This is a genomic window from Thalassospira sp. ABL2_045, assembly GCF_056161285.1.
In genome coordinates this window covers 74654-94774 of sequence record NZ_JBSWYV010000004.1, presented here as the reverse complement: position 1 = coordinate 94774, position 20121 = coordinate 74654, and the positions used below count along the sequence as shown (strand labels likewise).

Below are 20121 nucleotides of genomic sequence, written 5' to 3'. Positions count from 1 at the left end.
TGATTTGGTCACGACATGGCGCACGACATTCTTATTGTCGACGATGAAGAAGATATCCGGGCTCTGATTTCCGGCATCCTCGAAGACGAGGGCTATACAACCCGCCAAGCAGGATCAAGTCAGGGCGCCTTGTCCGAGGTTGCTGCCCGTCGGCCGAGCCTTGTGGTGCTTGATATCTGGATGGATGAAAGCGACCATGATGGCATCGAGACGCTCAAGCTGATCAAGCGCGAGCATAGCGAAGTCCCGGTAGTCATGATTTCCGGTCACGGCAATATCGAGACCGCGCTTGAAGCGTCGCGGATCGGGGCCTACGACTTTATTGAAAAGCCGTTCAATACCGATCGCCTGTTGATGGTGGTGGAGCGCGCGATTGATGATGCGCGTTTGCGCCGTGAGAACCGCGAACTGACCCTTAAGGCAGGCGGCGATACCGAGCTTGTCGGCAAATCATCGATCCTGAACAATCTGCGCCAATCGGCGGAGCGGGTGGCGCGCACGGGAAGCCGCATTTTGATCCATGGTCCGGCAGGGTCGGGCAAGGAAGTTGTCGCCCGCCTGATCCATCAGAAATCAGCACGCGCCGAGGCGCCGTTTGTTGTGCTGAACTGCGCGAATATTTCACCCGATACCATGGAAGAATCCCTTTTCGGGGCGGTTGCGACCGCAGATCGTGAAGCCCGCACCGGCGTCCTTGAATTGGCCCATGGCGGGACCTTGTTGCTGGACGAAGTTGCCGATATGCCGCTTGAAACCCAGGGCAAGATTGTCCGGGTGTTGCAAGACCAGACGTTTGAACGTGTTGGCGGTTCCGGGCCGGTTAATGTAGATGTGCGTGTGATCGCAACGACTGCACGTGATCTCGAACAGCGGATTGAAGAACAGAAATTCCGGCAAGATCTGTATTACCGGCTCAATGTGGTTCCGCTTGAGGTGCCATCGTTGCAGCAACGCCGTGATGACATCCCAGTTTTGGCAGAAATGTTCCTTGATCGATATGCGGATGCGACGGGTCTTCCGAAAAGAAAGCTTTCGCCTGAGGCAATGGCAACGCTGCATGCCTATGACTGGCCGGGCAATGTGCGCCAATTGCGTAATGTGATCGAAAGGCTGATGATCATGGCGCCTGGCGACGAAGACAAGGTTGATCTGATCAGCGGCAAAATGCTGCCATCCGAGCTGTTTTCTGACGTGCCGACGTCGCTAAGTTTTGACAAGACCAGTGAAATCATGGCATTGCCGCTCCGCGAAGCACGTGAGATGTTTGAAAAAGAATATCTCCAGACACAGATTGATCGTTTTGGCGGAAACATCTCCAAAACGGCCAGCTTTGTCGGCATGGAACGTTCAGCATTGCACCGCAAGCTGAAAAGCCTTGGTGTCAACGGGCAATAAGCCCAAGATCACCACGGACTGTTGTGAACGGGAGAACTCGAGATGAAGGTCATCATTTGCGGCGCCGGGCAGGTGGGCTTCCACATTGCCAAATATCTGTCTGCCGAAAACAATGATGTAACCGTGATCGACCAGTCCGAAGAACTGGTGCGCAAAATTTCCGATACGCTTGAGGTCAAGGGCATTATCGGGTTCGGCTCCCACCCGGACGTGCTGCAGCAGGCCGGCGCAGAAGAAGCCGACATGCTGATCGCCGTGACCTTTGCCGATGAAGTCAACATGACGGCCTGCCAGGTGGCGCATTCGCTGTTTAATGTGCCGACCAAAATCGCGCGTATCCGCAGCCAGACCTATCTGCAGCCGGAATGGGCCAGCCTGTTTGGCCGTGAAAAGCTTCCGATCGATGTGGTGATTTCGCCGGAAATGGAAGTTGCGCGTGCGGTTGCGCGTCGTCTGCAGGCGCCCGGTGCGTTTGACATGATCCCGTTTGCCGATGACAAGGTCAAAATCCTTGGCATTCGGTGTAGCGACGATTGCCCGGTGATCAACACGCCGCTGCGTCAGCTTCATCAGCTTTTCCCGGATCTCAATATCTCGATCCTTGGCATGATCCGTGGCGACAAGGCGGTTTATCCCAAGGGCGATGATCAGATGCTAGCCGGTGACCTTGTCTATCTGGCGGTATCGAGTGATCAGGTGGATCGCGCCATGTCGGCATTCGGCCATGAAGACCCGGAAGCGCGCCGGATCGTGATCTTTGGCGGCGGTAACATCGCTCTGTTCCTGGCTGAAGAAATTAACAAGAACTTCCCGGGTGTCACCACCCGACTGGTCGAAGCCGATCCGGAGCGCGCGCGTTTTGTTGCCCAGAAGTTGCCGAAGAAAAGCGTTGTTCTGCGTGGTGACGTTCTGGATCCGGAACTGCTGGAAGAAGCCAATGTCGGTAATGCCGAAGCAGTTGTGGCCCTGACCAATGATGATGAGACCAACATTCTGGCATCACTTCTGGCCAAGCGTTACGGCTGCCCACGCGCGCTGACCCTGATTAACAAAAGCACTTATAATTCGCTGGTGTCCGAACTGGGCGTGGATGTGGTGATCAGCCCGCGTATGACGACGGTGTCGACCATCCTGCATCATGTACGCCGTGGGCGTATCCGGGCTGTACACAGCCTCTCAGAAGGCTTTGGCGAGGTTCTTGAGGCAGAGGCGCTTGAAACTGCACCAATCGTTGGCAAGGCGATCAAGGATATCTCGATGCCGGCCGGTGTGGTGTTTGGCGCCATCCTGCGCAATGGCGAAGTTGTGATGCCGCGCGCCGCAACCGTGATCGAGGCCAATGACCGGATTGTGGTATTTGCAGGGTCCGAGCAGATCAAGAAGGTTGAAAAGATGTTCGCTGTTCGCCTGGAATATTTCTGATCGGGCAGGCGGCGTTTTAAATCCTCATACAAAATAACACCCAGCCAGCCACCGGAATTTCAAATGTCTGACCAATTGCCCCATCCGCCCAAAGCCGTCATTTTCGACTGGGATAATACCCTTGTTGATAGCTGGGGCACCATTCAGGCCGCCCTTAACATGACGTTTGAGGAGTTTGGACTGGAGCAATGGTCGCTTGATCAGACCAAGCAGCGGGTTGCGCGCTCCATGCGCGACAGTTTCCCCATCCTGTTTGGCGAAGATCGTTGGGAAGATGCCAAAGACAGCTTCTATGGTCATTTCCAGTCCATCCACCTTCAAACACTGAAGCCGCTTGACGGGGCGCATGACCTTTTATGTGCGTTGCGTGATAATGGGACCTATATCGGTGTCGTGAGCAACAAGAACGGCGACTTCCTGCGCAAGGAAGCCGATCATCTTGAATGGACGCCTTTTTTTGGCAAGATCGTCGGTGCGACGGATGCAGCCAAGGATAAACCGGCAGCCGATCCGGTACATATGGCGATGGGCGACTCTTCGGCATCGCAATATGAGAATCTGTGGTTTGTAGGCGACAGCGTGGTCGATATTCAGTGCGCGCGCAATGTCGGGGCGACGGCAATCCTGATTGGTGATGAAATTACCGGTCACGGCGACACGCAGAATTCTGCGACTCTCAGGCCTGATTGGCATTTCGCCGATTGCGAGGCGCTTGTAAGGGTTGTAAAAGGCTTCTCGAACGTCTTATAGTTCATGAAGGTCATTAAAAATGGGGCCGGAATCGTGACTGACCTGAAAAGTCGACGGTTCCACATTTTCCTTGGCCGCCCGAAACCAAAAAAACGCTCATAAAAGAAGGCTAGGTCTAACCAATGGCGGAAAAATCACAAAATGTTCAGGACGTCTTTCTGAACTATTGCCGTAAAAACAAAACGCCGGTTACCGTGTTTCTGGTCAACGGAGTCAAATTGCAGGGGATCATTACCTGGTTTGACAATTTCTCTGTTTTGCTGCGGCGCGATGCTCATACCCAGCTCGTGTACAAACACGCGATTTCGACGGTAATGCCGACGACCCCGATCAAGCTGTTTGATCCGAGCCAGCCTGCGACGGAAGAAGAAAATAGCTGAGGAGTCTCTGACTTCGGGGAGCGGCGATACGCCGGAATCTCCCCGGGTCCTGGTTTTCCACCCTGAACTAAAACGCGCAGACCCGACCGGGACTTGGCGCGACGCTTCGTCACGTCTGGAAGAAGCGATCAGTTTGACGGGTGCACTTGAATTTGAAGTGGTGGGCGCAGAAATTGTGCCCATCGCAAAGCTGCGGCCTTCCACCTTGTTTGGCAAGGGCGTGACCGAACGGCTTGGTTTGCAAATCAAGGCCGAAGAAGCCGACATTGTGATGATCAATGGCATTCTTACCCCGATCCAGCAGCGTAACCTGGAGCGGGAATGGAAATGCAAGGTCATTGATCGAACCGGTCTGATTCTTGAAATCTTTGCCGATCGCGCGCGGACCCGTGAAGGTCGTTTGCAGGTGCAGTTGGCATTGCTGAGCTATCAGCGATCCCGCCTTGTGCGCACCTGGACGCACCTTGAACGTCAGCGTGGTGGTCGTGGCTTCCTTGCCGGTCCTGGTGAACGCCAGATCGAGATTGATCGCCGTCTTATCGGTGACAAGCTGGCCAAACTCCGTCGCGAGCTTGAGGAAGTCAAACGGACGCGTGAACTGCACCGCGAAGCGCGCCGTCGGGTGCCTTACCCGATTGTCGCCCTTGTCGGTTACACCAACGCCGGTAAATCGACGTTGTTTAACCAACTGACCTTGTCTGAGGTGTTTGCCGAGGACATGCTGTTTGCGACGCTGGATCCGACCATGCGTGGTCTGGTTCTACCAAGCGGTCGCAAGGTTATTCTGTCTGATACTGTGGGCTTTGTTTCCGATCTTCCGCACGATCTTGTCGCGGCCTTCCGCGCTACCCTTGAGGAAGTGCTGGAAGCGGATCTTATCGTCCATGTGCGCGATGCGTCTTCGCCTGAAACCGAAGAACAGAAGCTTGATGTGCTCGAAGTTCTCAAGGAACTTGGGCTTCAGAAGGCAATTGACGGCGAAGAGCTGGTCGAGGCACTGAACAAGATCGATCAGCTTGAAGGCGAAGACTTGCAGGCGGTGTCTGAATATGCCGCGCGCCATGACAACACCATTGCGATTTCGGCCTTCAAGGGCACGAATTGCGAGGCGTTGCTTGATCTGATCGAAGATCGCCTGACCGAAGATATGCCGATCTTTGAGCTTTGCGTGCCGTATGCTGATGGGAAGTCACTTGCGCGGCTTTATGAGCAGGGCGAAGTTCTCAAACGCAATGAGGGGCAGGACGGTATTTCAGTTCAGGTCCGTGTCGATGCAACCCGTGTCGGCCGGTTCGAAGATTGGTGTGCCAAGGCCGGGCTTGATATTCATCTGGTGTGATAGGGAGAAAGCGCGTGGCGATCAAAGTCGATATGGACAAGGTAACCGAGATCATTCGGGAAGTGTCGGCAGTTGAAATCGCCCCGCGTTTCGGCCAACTTGATGATGCGGATATCGACACCAAGACCCATGCGATGGATCTTGTCACCATCGCCGATACCGAAGCAGAGCGGGTTCTGACCGGCCGTCTGACCGATCTTTTGCCCGGAAGTCGTGCGCTTGGCGAAGAAGCCGCCCACGAAGACCCGAGCCTTCAGGAACGCATTTTTGCCGCAGATGACCCGTTCTGGATCATTGATCCGGTCGATGGTACCAAGAATTTTGCCCATCACAGACAGCCATTTCGCTGCATGGTCGGGCTTTATGCGGGCGGGGAAACTGTTGCCGCCTGGATTGTCGATCCGATTGAAGGGGCGGCGACTGTCGCGGAACTGGGATCAGGCACACGTTATCAGGATCAGCCGGTTTCAGTGCGATCCAACATTACCAAGGCATCGGATGCCAAGGGCTTTCTGATTTCATATGCCCGGGACCGCATCCGCAAGCATTACGGTCATCTCGATTTCTTTGCCGATGTTGCCCATTATTCCTGCTGCGGGGCGGAGTATGAAGAAATGGCGCGCGGGGCGTTTGATTTCTGTGCCTATCGCACACTCAAGCCGTGGGACCATGCACCGGGGACGCTTCTGGTGCGCGAAGCGGGCGGTCATGCGCGCTATATCACCGCAGATAAAGATAACGAATATAATGCCAATGCCACGGCGGCAGGGCTTCTGTGCGCGAGTTCCGAAGAACTCTGGGCCGAGATTAATGAAATCTTGATGCCGCTCTTTCCGGCGTAACGAGCGGTCGCAAGTCCGCAAGATTTGTCAAATCGACGCGTGCTAGCGTTTTCGAACTGCACAACAAACTGCACGAGAGAACGATGAACAAATTGCATGCCCAGAAGTCCTATCAGGAACGTCTTGCCCGGGTGCAGGGCTATATCCATGATCATCTTGACGAAGAGCTTGATCTGAACAAGCTGGCCGAAATCGCCTGCATGTCGCCAACTCATTGGCATCGCATCTATCACGGCGTGTTTGAGGAGACCATTGCCGCGACAGTGAAGCGTGTGCGCCTTCATACGGCAGCCGGAATGCTGGCAAATAGCGCCATCGCGATTGAGGAAATCGGCAAACGGTGCGGGTATCCGAACCTGCAATCCTTTACGCGGATCTTTTCGGATTGTTATGGCATGCCACCCGCGCGATATCGCAAAGAAGGCAGCCATGCGAAGTTCCAGAGCGCCCTTGAAGATCAAGGGGCTGTGATCAGCGGGCCTTGGGACGTCGAAATTCGTGAAGTGCCGGAAATGTCGCTTCTGACGATTGAGCATCATGGATCATTCATGCAGATCGGCGAGGCGTTTGACAGGTTGTTCGGATGGCTGGCCGTGCGTGATTTGATTGCGCCTGATGTGAGGCTAATTGGGGTGTATCACACCGACCCTGATAGCCATCGTGAAGAGGACCTGTTTTCCAAGGCCGGCGCGTTGCTTTCAAGCAATTCGGAGATCAAACTGGAAGCACCGGTTGAGAGAACAAGCGTGGCGGCAGGAAGATATGCTTGCTTGCACTATAAGGGCCCTTATGCCGATATGAAGGCGGCCTATTTGTGGCTGTTTGGCAAATGGTTGCCGCAGTGGGGCGAAGAGGCGCGCGAAGGGCCGGTGTTTGAGGAATATCTCAATAATCCGCGCGAAGTTGCGCCAACCGAACTGCTAACCGAGATCTATATGCCGCTGGAAAACTAGGTTAGGGAAACTGGACCAGGTCAGGTGTTCATTCACACCTGACCGCGTTCGGTCTTTTTCGCCAGGTTCCAAAGATTATCCATCTCTTCCAGATCTGAATCCGCAGCCGTTCGGCCATCACGCGCGAGTTCATCCTCGATGAAGTGGAAGCGTTTGGTGAATTTGTGGTTTGCCCCCCTTAGGGCAACTTCGGGATCGACGCCGATCTTGCGCGCCAGATTGGCCATGACAAACAACATGTCGCCCAATTCATCCTGCAGACGTGCCGGGACCGGTTTTTCGGTCATTTCGGCTTTGAGTTCGTCAATTTCCTCGTGCAGCTTATCGAAGACTTCATCGGTGCTGGGCCAATCGAAACCAACGCGGGCGGCACGTTTGGTGAGCTTTTCCGCGCGCATGAGTGCGGGCAGGGCGCTTGCCACGCCATCAAGGGCACTGTGGCGTTCATGGCCCTTGTCTTCGGCTTTTTGGGCGCGCTCAGCCGCCTTGATCTTTTCCCAGGTCTGATTGACGCCATCGGTTGTGGTAGCATCACCATCGCCAAACACGTGCGGATGACGGCTGATCATTTTTGAAACGATGCTGTTGGCGACGTCTTCGAACTCGAAATGACCGGCTTCCTTGGCCATCTGGGCGTGGAATACGACCTGGAGAAGCAAATCCCCCAGCTCGTTGCAGAGCTCGGGCATGTCGTTATCAGCAATCGCGTCGGCAACTTCGTAGGCTTCTTCGATGGTGTAGGGCGCGATGGTCGAGAAATCCTGTTCCAGATCCCACGGGCAACCTCCATCCGGGTTGCGCAGCTTTGCCATGACGTCGAGAAGGTCGTTGATGGCTTTGCTGTTATGCGTGGTCATGGTGCATGTCCCGTCCGGTTTGCTGTTTTTGCCAGTGCTGTTGTTTGATTCCTATCGCGCTGCAGTACGACTGACAAGAAAGATGATGCGCGCAAAACAAAACCCGCAAGGCCAAACTGGCACTTGCGGGTTTCGAGGTGATGTTTGGATGCCCTTTTGGCTTATGCAGCCTTGAGCTTTTCCTGTGTGGTAGCGCTGTCATCCTTGGTTTCCTTGGAGGATGCGCCTTTCTCTTTCTTGCCTTCGACGAGGCCGCGGTGCAGGGCGACAATCGCCTTGTTGAAGTCGCCTTCGGCAACGACAAACTGCAGATCAACGCGGCGGCTCGGATAGTGGGAGGCCACCAGTTCAACACCGGCTTCATCCAGGATCGAGACGGCACGGGCAAACAGACCCGGCTGTTCGATATTGGCGCCGATGACCGAAACGATCGCGACCTTACGGGTCTGAACGGTTGCTTCGGGCTGATTTGCCTCGATCTCGTCAACACAACGACGGATCTGTTTCAGCGGTGCCGAGACATAATGCGTAATTGTGTTGGCATTCAGGTTCTTGGTGACAGTCGGCACCTTGTAACGTTTCAGAACGTTCAGAATTGCTTCCTCACCACCTGGAACACCCACCATGTCCTGATTGAAGACTTCAATCTCGAACGCGGTCGGAACGCCGGTCACGATTTCAACACGGCTGTTTTCCGGTTCCCAATGATCATCAATCACCGTGCCCGGATGTTCCGGTTCAAAGGTGTTGGCAATCCGCAGCGGAATGTCGTTCTGACGCAGGCCCTTGGCTGCACGCGGGTGGATGGCTTCCATGCCCATGTTCGAAAGTTGATCGGCCACGTCATAGCTGGTGCGGCCAATCGGACGCACGGCGTCTTCACCGACGATGCGCGGATCGGCACTCGACAGGTGGAATTCCTTGTGAATGATCGCTTCGCGCGCCTGGGTCAGGCAGGCAATCCGCGAGAAGGTCACTTCACTGTAGCCACGGCCATAGATGCTCATCAAACCTTCGCTGCACTGGGCATAACCCGTTGCAATTGCAAGCTGGTTTGACAGATCAATGTCTTCGAACACCTTATTGATGCGACCATCAAGGGTGGATGCCTCTGGCTCGCGCCAGCCGGAAAGGTCGGCGAACACGGCGTTTACGCCCTTTGCACGGAGCAGCAGCATGGTGTTGTGCGCACTGTGGGCTTCGCCAATGGCGGAAAGCATTTCGCGCACGGTCAGCAGATGCTTTTCAAGCTTGAAATGACCGAAGCTGCATAGGCGATGGAGATCCATCAGGCAGCTGCGCGTGCCTTCGATGCGTTCCTGAACAAAGGCGTTGGCCAGTTTCAGTTCCGGCGCGTCACCAAAGATTTCTTCGTTGATGGCACACATTTTTTCGGAAACTTTGGTCAGAGCATCGCCCCACGCCCAATCGGTTTCCGAACCGGCGTAAAGCTGATAGACGCCTGCTTCGCCAGTCTTTTTGTTTTCAAGCAGAAGGTCGGTAAATCCGCCATATGCCGAAACGACAAAGACACGGTTGTAAAGTTCGTCTTCGCTGCGATTGCCGACCAGAATGTTGTCCATGACCGCATCAACTTGGGTCATCGACGTACCACCGATCTTGTGAACGCTATGCCCAGCGTCCTTGTTTTTCTGGGCTGAAAGCATGTTGCCTCCTTTGGGGGCGTTTCCTTTAAAAAATATGCTCAAGAGCGTCCGGGGCGGTGAATGAAGTCCGCCCCGAACAAAAGCGTTTAGCTGGCGAGTGCGTCGCCATCGAGCGGGTAGACACCGTTCTCGTCATGGACTTCACGACCATTGAGCGGCGGGTTGAAGGCACAAGCGACAACCATGTCCTCGGTGCCGCCGCGCAGATAGTGTCGGTCATGCTTGTCGAGGATGTAAACCGTGCCCGGCTCGATCTTGTATTTCTTGCCGTCCGCAAGAGTTTCCACTTCGCCATTGCCCGAGATGCAATACACCGTCTCGAAATGGTTGGCGTAGCAGATCTCGGTTTCGGTGCCGGCATAGATGGTGGTGATGTGGAAAGAGAAGCCCATACCGTCTTCGGCGAGCGACAGACGGGTGCTTTCCCAGTTATCCGAAACCACACGGCGACCGGATGCTTCACATTCTTTCAGAGTACGAACAATCATTTTTAACTCTTTGATCTAATTAAGTTGTGGGGCAGGGCGACGCAGCAAAGCGTCGCCCCAACTTGTTGTTACTCAGCGGCTGCTTTGGCCGGGGAAACTTCCTTGCCCATGGCTTTGGCGGTTGCCAGTTCAAGGATGTCCAGGCCGTGTGCAAGATCCTGCTTGGAGATGATCAAAGGCACCAGGCATTTGACAACTTCATCTTCCGGGCCACTGGTCTCGATAACAAGGTTATGCTTGAAGCATTCCTTGGTGACCTTGGATGCAACGTCACCGCTTTCAAAGCAGATACCCTGCATCAGGCCACGGCCCTTGCGATAAAGTTTGCCATCGCCGTAACGATCAACGATCTCCGAAAGGCGCGTCTCAAGGAATGCAGCCTTGTCACGGACATCAGCGGCAAACTTGTCATCTGACCAGAAGTGCTCAAGGGCGGCTGCAGCGGTCACAAATGCGTGGTTGTTACCACGGAAGGTGCCGTTATGTTCGCCCGGATGCCAGACATCAAGTTCCGGCTTCATCAGCAGGACAGCAAGCGGAAGACCATAAGCCGAAAGCGATTTCGACAGAGTGATCATGTCCGGCTTGATACCGGCCGGTTCGAAGCTGAAGAACGTACCGGTACGGCCACAGCCCGCCTGAATGTCATCAACAATCAGAAGGATGTCATGCTTGCGGCAAACCTGTTCAAGGTTCTTGAGCCAGCCGAAGTCGGCAGCATTCAGGCCGCCTTCACCCTGAAGGGTTTCAACGATGACAGCTGCGGGCAGGGCAACACCACTGGAATTGTCCGACAGGACACGGTCCAGATATTCGGTGGTATCGGCACCATCACCCATATAGCCGTCAAACGGCACGGCAACAGCATTGTCCAGCGATACGCCAGCAGCGCCACGGTGATGTTCGTTACCAGTGATGGCAAGCGAACCCAGGGTACAACCGTGGAAACCGTTGGTGAATGAAATCACGGTTTCACGGCCTTTGACACGGCGCGCGAGCTTCAGTGCGGCTTCGACGGCGTTGGTGCCGGTCGGGCCGGTAAACTGAACCTTGTATTCCATGTCGCGCGGCTTGAAGATTTTGTCTTCGAGCGCTTCAAGGAAGGCTGCTTTGGCTTTGGTGTGCATGTCCAGGCCGTGGGTCACGCCGTTTGATTGGATGTAATCAATCAGCTTTTCCTGCAGGACAGGATGATTGTGGCCATAGTTCAGGCTGCCGGCACCAGCAAGGAAATCAAGATAACGGTTGCCGTTATCGTCGGTCAGCCAGGCGCCTTCTGCCTTTTCAAAGGTTACAGGGAAGGAGCGTGCATAGCTCTGAACTTCCGATTCAAGGCGATCAAATACAGTCATGGTTCCCTCTTTTCATTTTGGGAAAAATCAAGTCCACCTGTCATGCCAAACGTTCCGGCTTGCCGGATGTTCCAAAATTGGCCGTGCCATTTTGTGCATGAAAGGTGGGAAAATTCGGTCAGCCGGATCAGGCGGCGACGCGTTCGACGTCTTCGCGCTCGAACGGTCCGATCTGCCACAGAATCTCGCTGGCAGCGGCACCTTCGAAGTGCGTTTCACGTTCAAACTGGACTTTACGTTTGACGTCCGCGCCCAGTTCGCGTGCAACAGAACGGAAGACACCCTGCGACGGGGCGTTGGTCGACGTAATCGTCGTGTTCAGCTGCGAGACGTCATGGCAGGACGGACGATCCAGAATATCGAGGATCAGGCGTTTCGCCAGACGCAGGCCACGGGCCTTGGGCGAAACGGCAACCTGCCAGATGAAAAGCTGTTCGGGCTTGTCCGGGACGATGTAACCCGAAACAAAACCAACGGCTTCACCGTTGAGTTCGGCAATTGCGCACGTGTCGGCAAAGTGCGAGCACTGCAGCAGATTGCAATACATCGAGTTTTCGTCCAACGGCTTACAGTCGGAGATAAGGGTATTTACCGCAGCACCGTCTGTTGCCTTGGGTTTACGGATAATCAGGTTGGCTTTCTGGCCGGTATTGCCGTTCGTATTGGCAATTTTCATCGGTCTGCCTGCTCTGTTATTTCGATACACGATCATTTATGTCGCGGCAGATATATAGAACACCGATAGAAATTAATCAACCCCTTCTGTGTGACTTTCCTGTGAAAAGCACCAAAGCACTGAAAATAAACGAAAGAACGATCTATCGGTCTTCGATGAGGATAATGTTCCTTCGATGAAATATTCTTTCATTGAGGGATCGGTTTCCGATGGATTAAATGATCGAAATTCGATATAAAAATGTCTTAAAGCGTTGCACAGTCGCGGTTGTACGGCTAAAACAGCGTCTTCTACTGGAAACCGAAGATGCCCGGAAAATAACAATGGATAAATTGCATGAAGCGTTGATCTCCATCCGCCGTATTCTGCGCGCGAGTGATATCCACGCAAAAAAGCTTGGTAAGGTGACCGGGCTAAAAACCTCACAGCTTCTAGTTTTGCAGTCCCTTGAGGAATTCGGCGAGATGACGGTCGGCCAGATTGCTGCCAAGGTGAACCTGGCCCAGGCATCGACCACGGCACTTGTTGACAAGTTACAGGCGATGCAGCTTGTCACCCGCGAACGTGGCGATACCGACAAACGCAAAGTATTTGTCCGATTGACCGACCAGGGCAGGGCGATACTGGATCGTGCGCCGATGGCGCTTCATGACCGGTTTTCAGAGAATTTCAACAGTCTTGAAGAATGGGAACAGACTTTTCTGATCGCAGCGCTTCAGCGTGTTTCAGGCATGATGGATGCAAGCGACATCGATGTTGCCCCGGTTCTTGATCACGATGTGATTGTTGAAAAGGCCGCTGATCGTCGTTGAACGTAGCGCTTTTGAAGTCTATCCCAGTGGGCTGTAAATAAACAAAAAATCAGACGCATTATCAAAGCTTTCCGTCACGGATATTGATGCAGTATCCGTGGCTTTTCGAATGCAACTATCTCCACATGATGTGTTTTTAGGTTGACCAAATCAACCATGAGTGCATTCATTCAAAAAAACATATATGTGGAGGATGCAATGTCTGGAAACAGTTTTTGGTCTCGTCGTGACGTTCTGAAATATTCGCTGGCACTGGCCGGTGTTGGCGCCGCCGGGATGTTTCCCGGGCCTGCATCGGCGGTTGGATCGCTGAAAGTGGGGGCCTCTGATATCACGGTCATATCGGATGGGAATCTGATGTTGCCGTTATCCTTTGCCTTCCCCGATGTTTCACGCGATGAACTGATTGCGTTCCTCAAAGCAGAAGGACAGCCCACCGATGCGTTGCTGCCTGATTGCAACATCACGGTTTTGCGCCATGGCGATCGGGTGGTGATGTTTGATGTCGGGTCGGGGTCGCATTTCATGCCGTCAGCCGGCAAGTTGATGGACAACCTTGATGAGGCTGGCGTCAGCCCGGATGAAATTACCGATGTTGTGTTCACCCACGCGCATCCCGATCATCTGTGGGGCCTGATCGATGATTTTGACGAGCTGGTCTTTACAGATGCCCGCTATCACATGAACCGGATCGAGTGGGAATACTGGCGGGCGGAAGATACCCTGGAAAAAACGCCGGAAGCGCGGAAAAGCTTTGTCGTCGGGGCACGCAATCGGATGGCGTTCCTTGAAGACCGTATCGAGTTGTTCGATTATGGCGCGGAGGTGCTTTCAGGCGTTGAAGCCGTTGATACGTCTGGTCACACACCGGGTCATACATCCTTTATGATCCATGACGGATCAAACAGTGCGCTTGTGGTGGGCGATGCCATTACCAATGTTGCGATTTCGCTCGCCCATCCGGAATGGCCAAGCGGATCTGATCAGGATGCCGAAAAAGGCATTGCCACACGCAAGATGTTGCTGGACCGCCTTGCCGTTGATAGATCGCGGATTATCGGTTTTCACATGCCTCATCCGGGGCTTGGCACGGTCGAGCGGGCCGGTCCGGCGTATCGGTTTGTCATGGCAGGATGATTGCGCTGCGGGCCTTGGCCTAGCCATGCTTGCGCAGGGATATCGCGCGCAGGAACCCGAACGGTGACCCTTCGAGAAGCACACCAAGGCCCACCCGTGCCCCGATCGTAATCGAGATCATGACAATCGGCGAAGAGATTGCCAGCGTGGAAAACGCGCTGACACCCTGGCCGATAGTGCAGCCCAGCGCGAATACGCCGCCGGTCCCCATCAAAAATGCGCCCAGCAGATGACGGCCAAGTTCGCGGGCATCGTCACAGGCTTCCCAGCGCATATCGTTGCTTTTCCATGCCGCCAGTGCTGCGCCAAGAAATACCCCGATCACCAGCCCAACACCATAGTCCGGCAGGACTCCAGTGACGGTAATGATCTGCATGATCGTGTCGCCGACCGGGGTGACAAAGGATCCGGCTTCGATCTGGGTTTCAACGAAGCGATATTGGGCGAATGTCGTCGTCCATACCCAACCAAGCGATATGCAGGCACCAATCACAATGGCGCCAAGCGCCTTGGCCCGTTCTGCACGGAAATCAGCACTGCGAAAGACCCACCAAAGTCCGACAGCCCCGGCAAGCAGGGCGATCGGATAATGCAGATCCAGTCCGCTGGCCTTTGACAGGACCGCGCCGATCGATTGCGATCCGGCTGAGGTAAATTCAATGGAAAGCGGGTCGAGAAACCAAACGCGAAAATGTCCGGTAACACCGCGCAGTGCGGCGATGGCCGCCAGTCCGATCCCGGTCAGAACGACCAGTGCACGCAAATTGCCCCCGCCCAGACGGATGACGGCGCCAAATCCGCACGTGCCGACAAAGGCCATGCCAAAACCAAACATAAGGCCGCCCAGTATGCTGCCGGCAAGGGGCAGGGTCGGGGCAATGTAAAAACTGTTGGAAAGATCGACAATGCCGAGCGCAACAAAGGTTTGGGTAAACAACAATGCTGTGATCGCCGCCAGCACCCAGGCACGCAGACCGATGCTGTTGGCAGCAAACCAATAGCGTTCAAGCGCAGCCATCGTGCAGAAATGTTGCCTGCGTGCGACAAATCCCACCACAATCCCGGTCAAGATACCGACAAGCGGCAGGCCCCAGGGATTATCCAAACCCAGCATGACGTTTTCCTCCCGCCTTGTTGATTGTAATTTTTTGCCAAGGCGTCGGCGGAATCGTGACGTTTTTTTTGTTCTAATTCAAGAGAGGTTTTTCGATCAGCGGTTGCTGCTTACTCAGCAGCAGCTTTTTCTTCGTCGCGGACCGGGGCACAGAACAGGTCATAAAGCGTGCCAATGATTGTCGCCATTTCGGTGTCAACAATGCGGTAATAGATCATGCGACCTTCGCGGCGCGCCGAGACCAGACCATCAATGCGAAGCCGGGCCAGTTGCTGGGATACAACGGCTTGGGGCATGGACAGAATTTCTTCGAGATCGGATACCGACTTTTCGCCTTCCTGCAGGATGCAAAGGATCAGCAAGCGTGTCTCATGCGACAGCGCCTTGAGCATTTCGCTGGCCTTGCGCGCCTGTTTGAGGAGGGCTTCGGCTTCGGTCGAGTCCATGTCTTGCTTGAAACGTGGTAGGGCCATCGTTTGCTTTGCTCGTTGGTTGAAGGGGCCGAAGCCGTTAAATGTCCATCCTATACGGACATCTAGGTCAATACACGATCCGTTGCTGTGCTTCAAACCGAATATACAGTTTTCCTAATCGTTCGGCAATTGTGAGAACATATCATCAAGCATGGGCCAGAAAAAATGATCGCCGGGATAACCGCGAAGGCGTGCGACTTCCTGGTTGTTGTCGATCAAGACAAAAGTGGGTGTAACGCGCTCACGTGCGATGTGATCAAGATCCTCAGGCCATTCATGGATATCGACGCGACGAAGAGGGGCCTGTTTGCCCTGATCGGTATTCGGGTAGGCTTCGCCAATTTCCTGATGCCAACGCATACACCATGCGCATCCCTGCTGTTCGAGCATCAATAATTCGGTCGCAAGCGCCGATCCGGTCCCGATCTGAGTTGCGAAAAGCATGGTTAAAGCAAGCCGGAATACGCCGGAAATGTGCGGGTTTTTCATGTGTTTAAATTCTACATAAACTTGTGATTGAATTATACATATGAAAAATACTATGCTTTGAAAAGGCGCTGATAAACAAATTGCAAAATCAGCTACCCACAGCGCCGGGAGGAACATGAATTGCTTGATATCGGTTTCGGCGCGGCCTTCCTTGCGGGGGTGCTGTCGTTCTTTACGCCATGTGTATTGCCGATTGTCCCGCCATACCTTGCCTATCTGGCGGGGGTCAGTGTTGCGGATCTTGATGATCGTGCAGTTGCGAGTGCGAAGTCACGTCAGGTGTTCTTTACCGCCCTGGCTTTTGTGGCGGGGTTCAGCACGATCTTCGTCGCACTGGGCGCAACGGCCAGCATCATTGGTCAATCACTGGCCAGTTATTTTGACATTCTATCGATCATTGCCGGGATCATGATTGCCGTCATGGGCCTGCATTTCATGGGCGTTTTCCGGATATCGCTGTTGTATCGCGATGCGCGGGTCAATGTCGCGAACAAGCCAGCGGGATTGGTCGGGGCTTATGTGATGGGGCTTGCGTTTGCGTTTGGCTGGACACCCTGTGTGGGGCCGGCACTGGCCGCGATTCTGTTTGTTGCCGGGGCAGAAAGCACAGCGTTGCGCGGCGCCGGGTTGCTTGCGGTCTATTCGCTTGGGATCGGCTTGCCCTTTGCGCTGGCGGGGCTTTTTGCCGGACAGTTCGTTGGCTGGTCGCGGAAATTCAAACGTCACATGCACACTGTTGAACGGGCAATGGGGCTGTTGCTCGTGCTGACCGGTGTTCTGTTCATGACAGGGCAGATGTCAGCCATCGCCCAGTGGTTGCTTGATACTTTTCCTTCGCTTTCGACCCTTGGATAGGAGTTGTGTGATGAATATGCGTCATCTGCTGCGTGGAGTGCCTTTGGCAAAATATCTGGTTGTCGGTTTGCTTGTGGTGAGTTGGCCGCACGGATCACAGGCGGCATCCGTGGGCGAAGACGGACTGCACAAGCAGGACTGGTTTTCGATCACCTTCCGCGACATTGCCGACGATATTGCCGCCGCCCGTGATGAGAACAAACGTCTGGTGATGATCTTTGAGCAGCGTGGTTGCATCTATTGCGCCAAAATGCACACAGATCTTCTGAGTGATCCGGAGGTATCGGATTACATCAAGGAGAACTTCAAGGTCGTTCAGTACAACATGTTTGGCGATGAGGAAGTGATCGACCTTGATGGCGAGGTGCTCAGCGAAAAAACCGCGGCGCGCAAGTGGGGCTATGTCTTTACGCCGACCCTTGTTTTTTTGCCTGAAGAAACCCCGGAAGACGGCAAGAGTGCGGCAGAAGCGGCGGTTGCGACCATGCCCGGTGCGTTTGGCAAGTGGACGTTTCTGAACATGTTTCGTTGGGTGAATGAGAAGGGCTACGAAACCGACGAGCATTTCCAGAAATACCATGCGCGCATCATTCGGCAGCTTCAAGAAGAGGGGCGTCTGGGGCAGTAGGAAACGCTTGGAAATCCTTGTGAATTGCGAATTCAGCACTTAACACATTAAAAATATCATATTTATGTGTTGAATTAAAAGTTGAGTTTGAATAACGTTAAATAAAGGCGCCGTTAGAGCAGCCAGATGTCAGACCGGGGATGCGCCCATGCCACACAGAGGGCAGGGACATCGTCACAGGAGGAAACATAACGCCATGTCTTGGAAACCAAGAGCCTTTCTTGCGTGCCTGATCGCTGGCCTTCCGGCCCTTGCTGTAGCTGATGGCATTGCGCCCGCAGACGTCAAATATGATGACATGTCTGTTTCTCAGCCATTGACCAGTCAGCCGGGGGATCCGGAAAAAGGCCGCTCGGTCTTTGCCAATCGTAAACTTGGCAACTGTCTGGCATGTCACGCCGTCAAAGATCAAATCGAACAGCTGTTCCACGGCGAAGTCGGCCCACCTCTTGACGGTGCTGCCGATCGCTGGAGCGAGGGTGAACTCCGCGCAATCGTTGCCGATGCCAAACAGGTCTTCTCCGAAGAAACCGTCATGCCGGGCTTCTATTCGCTGAATGTCGGCGTCAATGTCCGCGAGGATCTGGTCGGCAAAACAATCCTGACGGCTCAGGAAGTTGAAGATGTCGTGGCCTATCTGGCGACGCTCAAAGAATAACAAACACCGAGGAACCAAGATGAATCTCACACGACGCCAAATGCTTTGTGGATCGGTCGGTGCAGCTGCAGCCGGAGTGTTCGGCTTCTCGCTGTCTGCCTCTGCCACGCCGGAAGCCACAGCCGAAAGCATCAAGAACTTTGCCGGTGGCAAAGATCCCGCCATGGGTGGGGATCTAACATTAAACACGCCGGAAATTGCTGAAAACGGCAATACGGTTCCTGTTGAAGTATCCGTGGCCAGCCCGATGACGGATGACGATTACGTTGAATCGGTTGTCATCTATGCCGAAGGCAACCCCAATCCGGATGTCGTTGTCTTTCACTTCACCCCGATGAGCGGTGCAGCCGAAGCGAAAACCCGCATGCGTCTTGCGAAAACCCAAAATGTGGTTGCCGTCGCCAAGACCAGCAAAGGGCAGGTTTTCATGGATAAAAAAGAAGTCAAAGTGACCATCGGTGGTTGCGGCGGCTGATCGGATCGGGAGCAAGTCAAATGGATAATATCAAGCCACGTGTAAAAGTGCCGAAATCCGCATCGGCAGGTGATGTCATCACCATCAAGACCCTGATCAACCATCCGATGGAATCAGGGTTGCGCAAGGGCAAGGATGGGAACCTCATCCCGCGCCAGATCATCAATAAGTTCACCTGTGAATTCAACGGCAAGCCGGTGTTTTCCTGTGACCTTGAGCCGGCAATTTCCGCCAACCCCTATATCGAGTTTTCCGCCAAGGTTACCGAAGCGGGAACATTCAAGTTCAGCTGGTTGGATGATGACGGTTCTGTCTACGAGACTGAAAACAAGATCGCCATAAAATGATTCGGGACGGGTCCGTTGGTCAGGTGATCACGGGCCCGCCACTGTATCGGGAGGGAATGTCTTGAGAAACCAAATCATAGCCAAAGCTGCTGCGGTTGCCATGACCGCACTGGTTCCGGGGATTGCGTTTGCCGGTGGGCCTGTTGACGATGAACTCGTGATTGATGGTGAAATCCAGATGATCACGCGGGCTGCACCGCCAGAGGGGCACCCGCTTGACGAAGTTCGGTCAGGCTGGCTGTACCGGACGGATGAAACGCGAATGCTCGAAACCGACACCTTTGAAAACCCCGGAATGCTTGAGGTGGAAGATGGTGCGGATCTGTGGAACACAGTCGATGGAACGGCCGGCAAATCCTGTGCATCCTGTCATGGTGATGCCGAGGAAAGCATGGCCGGTGTCGGGGCGAACTTCCCGAAATGGGATGAAGCATCCAACCGCCCGATCAATGTGGAACTTCAGATCAATAAATGCCGCACCGAAGAGATGGGTGCCGAGGCCTACAAGTTTGATGCGCCTGAGCAAAAGGCGCTGACTGCCTATGTCAAACATCAGTCTTTGGGAATCCCGGTCGCCATCGACCTTGCCGAAGGACACATGCAGAGCTGGTGGGATCGGGGCAATGAGCTTTATTACACCCGGACCGGTCAACTTAATCTGTCCTGTGCGTCCTGCCATGAACAGAACAATGGCAATTACATTCGGGCCGACCATCTCAGCCAGGGTAATGTCAACGGGTTCCCGACCTATCGCCTGAAACAGGCCAAGTTGATATCGCTGCATAACCGTTTCCGTGGGTGCATTCGCGATACCCGTGCGGAATACCCTGCTGCGTTCTCTGACGAATTGATGGCGCTTGAGGTTTATGTGACCTGGCGGGGTACCGGATTGTCGGTCGAGACACCGGCAGTTCGCCAATAAGACCCAAAAGTTACTACAGGGGGGATTGGATTATCCTCCCGGTTGCCCCGCCTTTTTTCCTTTAAATGCCTCGGCCGCGCTGCCGAACAG

Annotated in this window: 23 protein-coding genes; 15 read left to right on the top strand and 8 right to left on the bottom strand. The window is 54.2% G+C overall.

Annotated features, from left to right (window positions below; translation table 11 throughout):
- The first annotated feature begins 15 nt into the window (after positions 1 to 15).
- The 7 genes from ntrX to ACXAIA_RS08025 all read left to right on the top strand — a co-directional run bounded on the left by ntrX (position 16) and on the right by ACXAIA_RS08025 (position 7081).
- Entirely contained in the window at positions 16 to 1395 is a 1380-nt protein-coding gene (ntrX, locus tag ACXAIA_RS08055; RefSeq protein WP_475348886.1) for a nitrogen assimilation response regulator NtrX, read from the top strand.
- A 42-nt stretch (positions 1396 to 1437) separates the two neighbouring features.
- Positions 1438 to 2817, top strand: a complete 1380-nt coding sequence (trkA, locus tag ACXAIA_RS08050) for a Trk system potassium transporter TrkA (protein ID WP_475348885.1) — start codon at positions 1438 to 1440, stop codon at positions 2815 to 2817.
- A 63-nt stretch (positions 2818 to 2880) separates the two neighbouring features.
- A complete protein-coding gene (locus tag ACXAIA_RS08045; RefSeq protein ID WP_475348884.1) occupies positions 2881 to 3567 on the top strand; it encodes an HAD family hydrolase in 687 nt (228 codons plus the stop codon).
- 122 nt (positions 3568 to 3689) lie between these two features.
- Positions 3690 to 3947 (top strand): RNA chaperone Hfq, encoded by a 258-nt coding sequence (gene hfq, locus ACXAIA_RS08040; RefSeq protein ID WP_008891082.1) that lies wholly within the window; start codon positions 3690 to 3692, stop codon positions 3945 to 3947.
- Positions 3948 to 3954: 7 nt separating this feature from the next.
- Positions 3955 to 5286, top strand: coding sequence for a GTPase HflX (gene hflX, locus ACXAIA_RS08035; RefSeq protein WP_475349058.1), 1332 nt, complete (start codon positions 3955 to 3957; stop codon positions 5284 to 5286).
- 14 nt (positions 5287 to 5300) lie between these two features.
- Positions 5301 to 6128: an inositol monophosphatase family protein gene (locus tag ACXAIA_RS08030; protein ID WP_475348883.1), complete on the top strand. Its 828-nt coding sequence runs from the start codon at positions 5301 to 5303 to the stop codon at positions 6126 to 6128.
- A gap of 83 nt (positions 6129 to 6211) precedes the next feature.
- Positions 6212 to 7081 carry an AraC family transcriptional regulator gene (locus ACXAIA_RS08025; protein WP_475348882.1) on the top strand — a complete coding sequence of 290 codons (870 nt, stop codon included), beginning with the start codon at positions 6212 to 6214 and terminating at the stop codon, positions 7079 to 7081.
- A gap of 32 nt (positions 7082 to 7113) precedes the next feature.
- Here ACXAIA_RS08025 and mazG read toward each other — a convergent pair whose 3' ends face one another.
- The 5 genes from mazG to ectA form a co-directional block, all read right to left on the bottom strand.
- Complete coding sequence (gene mazG / locus ACXAIA_RS08020; RefSeq protein WP_475348881.1) at positions 7114 to 7938, bottom strand: nucleoside triphosphate pyrophosphohydrolase; 825 nt, start codon at positions 7936 to 7938, stop codon at positions 7114 to 7116.
- Between the two features lie 161 nt (positions 7939 to 8099).
- The gene (locus tag ACXAIA_RS08015) at positions 8100 to 9605 is read right to left on the bottom strand and encodes an aspartate kinase (RefSeq protein WP_475345954.1); all 1506 of its coding nucleotides are present in this window, start codon (positions 9603 to 9605) and stop codon (positions 8100 to 8102) included.
- 86 nt (positions 9606 to 9691) lie between these two features.
- Positions 9692 to 10093, bottom strand: coding sequence for an ectoine synthase (locus ACXAIA_RS08010; RefSeq protein ID WP_033069696.1), 402 nt, complete (start codon positions 10091 to 10093; stop codon positions 9692 to 9694).
- A gap of 68 nt (positions 10094 to 10161) precedes the next feature.
- Positions 10162 to 11445, bottom strand: a complete 1284-nt coding sequence (gene ectB / locus ACXAIA_RS08005; RefSeq protein WP_475348880.1) for a diaminobutyrate--2-oxoglutarate transaminase — start codon at positions 11443 to 11445, stop codon at positions 10162 to 10164.
- Between the two features lie 127 nt (positions 11446 to 11572).
- Positions 11573 to 12121, bottom strand: coding sequence for a diaminobutyrate acetyltransferase (gene ectA / locus ACXAIA_RS08000; RefSeq protein WP_475345956.1), 549 nt, complete (start codon positions 12119 to 12121; stop codon positions 11573 to 11575).
- Between the two features lie 323 nt (positions 12122 to 12444).
- Here ectA and ACXAIA_RS07995 point away from each other — a divergent pair, with 323 nt between their 5' ends.
- Together ACXAIA_RS07995 and ACXAIA_RS07990 are read left to right on the top strand one after the other, a co-directional pair.
- Positions 12445 to 12933 carry a MarR family winged helix-turn-helix transcriptional regulator gene (locus ACXAIA_RS07995; RefSeq protein WP_475348879.1) on the top strand — a complete coding sequence of 163 codons (489 nt, stop codon included), beginning with the start codon at positions 12445 to 12447 and terminating at the stop codon, positions 12931 to 12933.
- Positions 12934 to 13131: 198 nt separating this feature from the next.
- A complete protein-coding gene (locus tag ACXAIA_RS07990) occupies positions 13132 to 14070 on the top strand; it encodes an MBL fold metallo-hydrolase (protein WP_475348878.1) in 939 nt (312 codons plus the stop codon).
- Between the two features lie 19 nt (positions 14071 to 14089).
- Here ACXAIA_RS07990 and ACXAIA_RS07985 read toward each other — a convergent pair whose 3' ends face one another.
- The 3 genes from ACXAIA_RS07985 to ACXAIA_RS07975 form a co-directional block, all read right to left on the bottom strand.
- On the bottom strand, positions 14090 to 15184 hold the full coding sequence (locus tag ACXAIA_RS07985) for a YeeE/YedE family protein (protein ID WP_475348877.1): 1095 nt from the start codon (positions 15182 to 15184) through the stop codon (positions 14090 to 14092).
- Between the two features lie 110 nt (positions 15185 to 15294).
- Positions 15295 to 15657, bottom strand: coding sequence for an ArsR/SmtB family transcription factor (locus ACXAIA_RS07980; protein WP_475345960.1), 363 nt, complete (start codon positions 15655 to 15657; stop codon positions 15295 to 15297).
- Positions 15658 to 15771: 114 nt separating this feature from the next.
- Positions 15772 to 16263: a thioredoxin domain-containing protein gene (locus tag ACXAIA_RS07975; RefSeq protein WP_475348876.1), complete on the bottom strand. Its 492-nt coding sequence runs from the start codon at positions 16261 to 16263 to the stop codon at positions 15772 to 15774.
- A 3-nt stretch (positions 16264 to 16266) separates the two neighbouring features.
- Here ACXAIA_RS07975 and ACXAIA_RS07970 point away from each other — a divergent pair, with 3 nt between their 5' ends.
- The 6 genes from ACXAIA_RS07970 to soxA all read left to right on the top strand — a co-directional run bounded on the left by ACXAIA_RS07970 (position 16267) and on the right by soxA (position 20031).
- The gene (locus tag ACXAIA_RS07970; RefSeq protein WP_475348875.1) at positions 16267 to 17001 is read left to right on the top strand and encodes a cytochrome c biogenesis CcdA family protein; all 735 of its coding nucleotides are present in this window, start codon (positions 16267 to 16269) and stop codon (positions 16999 to 17001) included.
- A gap of 10 nt (positions 17002 to 17011) precedes the next feature.
- Positions 17012 to 17629 carry a SoxW family protein gene (locus tag ACXAIA_RS07965; protein ID WP_475348874.1) on the top strand — a complete coding sequence of 206 codons (618 nt, stop codon included), beginning with the start codon at positions 17012 to 17014 and terminating at the stop codon, positions 17627 to 17629.
- Between the two features lie 196 nt (positions 17630 to 17825).
- A complete protein-coding gene (soxX, locus tag ACXAIA_RS07960; RefSeq protein ID WP_475348873.1) occupies positions 17826 to 18287 on the top strand; it encodes a sulfur oxidation c-type cytochrome SoxX in 462 nt (153 codons plus the stop codon).
- A 19-nt stretch (positions 18288 to 18306) separates the two neighbouring features.
- The gene (gene soxY / locus ACXAIA_RS07955) at positions 18307 to 18762 is read left to right on the top strand and encodes a thiosulfate oxidation carrier protein SoxY (RefSeq protein ID WP_475345965.1); all 456 of its coding nucleotides are present in this window, start codon (positions 18307 to 18309) and stop codon (positions 18760 to 18762) included.
- 20 nt (positions 18763 to 18782) lie between these two features.
- Positions 18783 to 19109, top strand: coding sequence for a thiosulfate oxidation carrier complex protein SoxZ (gene soxZ / locus ACXAIA_RS07950; RefSeq protein WP_167718180.1), 327 nt, complete (start codon positions 18783 to 18785; stop codon positions 19107 to 19109).
- Between the two features lie 61 nt (positions 19110 to 19170).
- The gene (soxA, locus tag ACXAIA_RS07945) at positions 19171 to 20031 is read left to right on the top strand and encodes a sulfur oxidation c-type cytochrome SoxA (protein WP_475348872.1); all 861 of its coding nucleotides are present in this window, start codon (positions 19171 to 19173) and stop codon (positions 20029 to 20031) included.
- The last annotated feature ends 90 nt before the right edge of the window (positions 20032 to 20121 follow it).

Excerpts from the sequence above, each read along its gene's own strand:
- ntrX (WP_475348886.1), top strand. The coding sequence starts at position 16 with ATGGCGCACGACATTCTTATTGTCGACGATGAAGAAGATATCCGGGCT.
- trkA (WP_475348885.1), top strand. The coding sequence starts at position 1,438 with ATGAAGGTCATCATTTGCGGCGCCGGGCAGGTGGGCTTCCACATTGCC.
- ACXAIA_RS08045 (WP_475348884.1), top strand. The coding sequence starts at position 2,881 with ATGTCTGACCAATTGCCCCATCCGCCCAAAGCCGTCATTTTCGACTGG.
- hfq (WP_008891082.1), top strand. The coding sequence starts at position 3,690 with ATGGCGGAAAAATCACAAAATGTTCAGGACGTCTTTCTGAACTATTGC.
- ACXAIA_RS08025 (WP_475348882.1), top strand. The coding sequence starts at position 6,212 with ATGAACAAATTGCATGCCCAGAAGTCCTATCAGGAACGTCTTGCCCGG.
- mazG (WP_475348881.1), bottom strand. The coding sequence starts at position 7,938 with ATGACCACGCATAACAGCAAAGCCATCAACGACCTTCTCGACGTCATG.
- ACXAIA_RS08015 (WP_475345954.1), bottom strand. The coding sequence starts at position 9,605 with ATGCTTTCAGCCCAGAAAAACAAGGACGCTGGGCATAGCGTTCACAAG.
- ACXAIA_RS08010 (WP_033069696.1), bottom strand. The coding sequence starts at position 10,093 with ATGATTGTTCGTACTCTGAAAGAATGTGAAGCATCCGGTCGCCGTGTG.
- ectB (WP_475348880.1), bottom strand. The coding sequence starts at position 11,445 with ATGACTGTATTTGATCGCCTTGAATCGGAAGTTCAGAGCTATGCACGC.
- ectA (WP_475345956.1), bottom strand. The coding sequence starts at position 12,121 with ATGAAAATTGCCAATACGAACGGCAATACCGGCCAGAAAGCCAACCTG.
- ACXAIA_RS07995 (WP_475348879.1), top strand. The coding sequence starts at position 12,445 with ATGGATAAATTGCATGAAGCGTTGATCTCCATCCGCCGTATTCTGCGC.
- ACXAIA_RS07990 (WP_475348878.1), top strand. The coding sequence starts at position 13,132 with ATGTCTGGAAACAGTTTTTGGTCTCGTCGTGACGTTCTGAAATATTCG.
- ACXAIA_RS07985 (WP_475348877.1), bottom strand. The coding sequence starts at position 15,184 with ATGCTGGGTTTGGATAATCCCTGGGGCCTGCCGCTTGTCGGTATCTTG.
- ACXAIA_RS07980 (WP_475345960.1), bottom strand. The coding sequence starts at position 15,657 with ATGGCCCTACCACGTTTCAAGCAAGACATGGACTCGACCGAAGCCGAA.
- ACXAIA_RS07975 (WP_475348876.1), bottom strand. The coding sequence starts at position 16,263 with ATGTTCCTCCCGGCGCTGTGGGTAGCTGATTTTGCAATTTGTTTATCA.
- ACXAIA_RS07965 (WP_475348874.1), top strand. The coding sequence starts at position 17,012 with ATGAATATGCGTCATCTGCTGCGTGGAGTGCCTTTGGCAAAATATCTG.
- soxX (WP_475348873.1), top strand. The coding sequence starts at position 17,826 with ATGTCTTGGAAACCAAGAGCCTTTCTTGCGTGCCTGATCGCTGGCCTT.
- soxY (WP_475345965.1), top strand. The coding sequence starts at position 18,307 with ATGAATCTCACACGACGCCAAATGCTTTGTGGATCGGTCGGTGCAGCT.
- soxZ (WP_167718180.1), top strand. The coding sequence starts at position 18,783 with ATGGATAATATCAAGCCACGTGTAAAAGTGCCGAAATCCGCATCGGCA.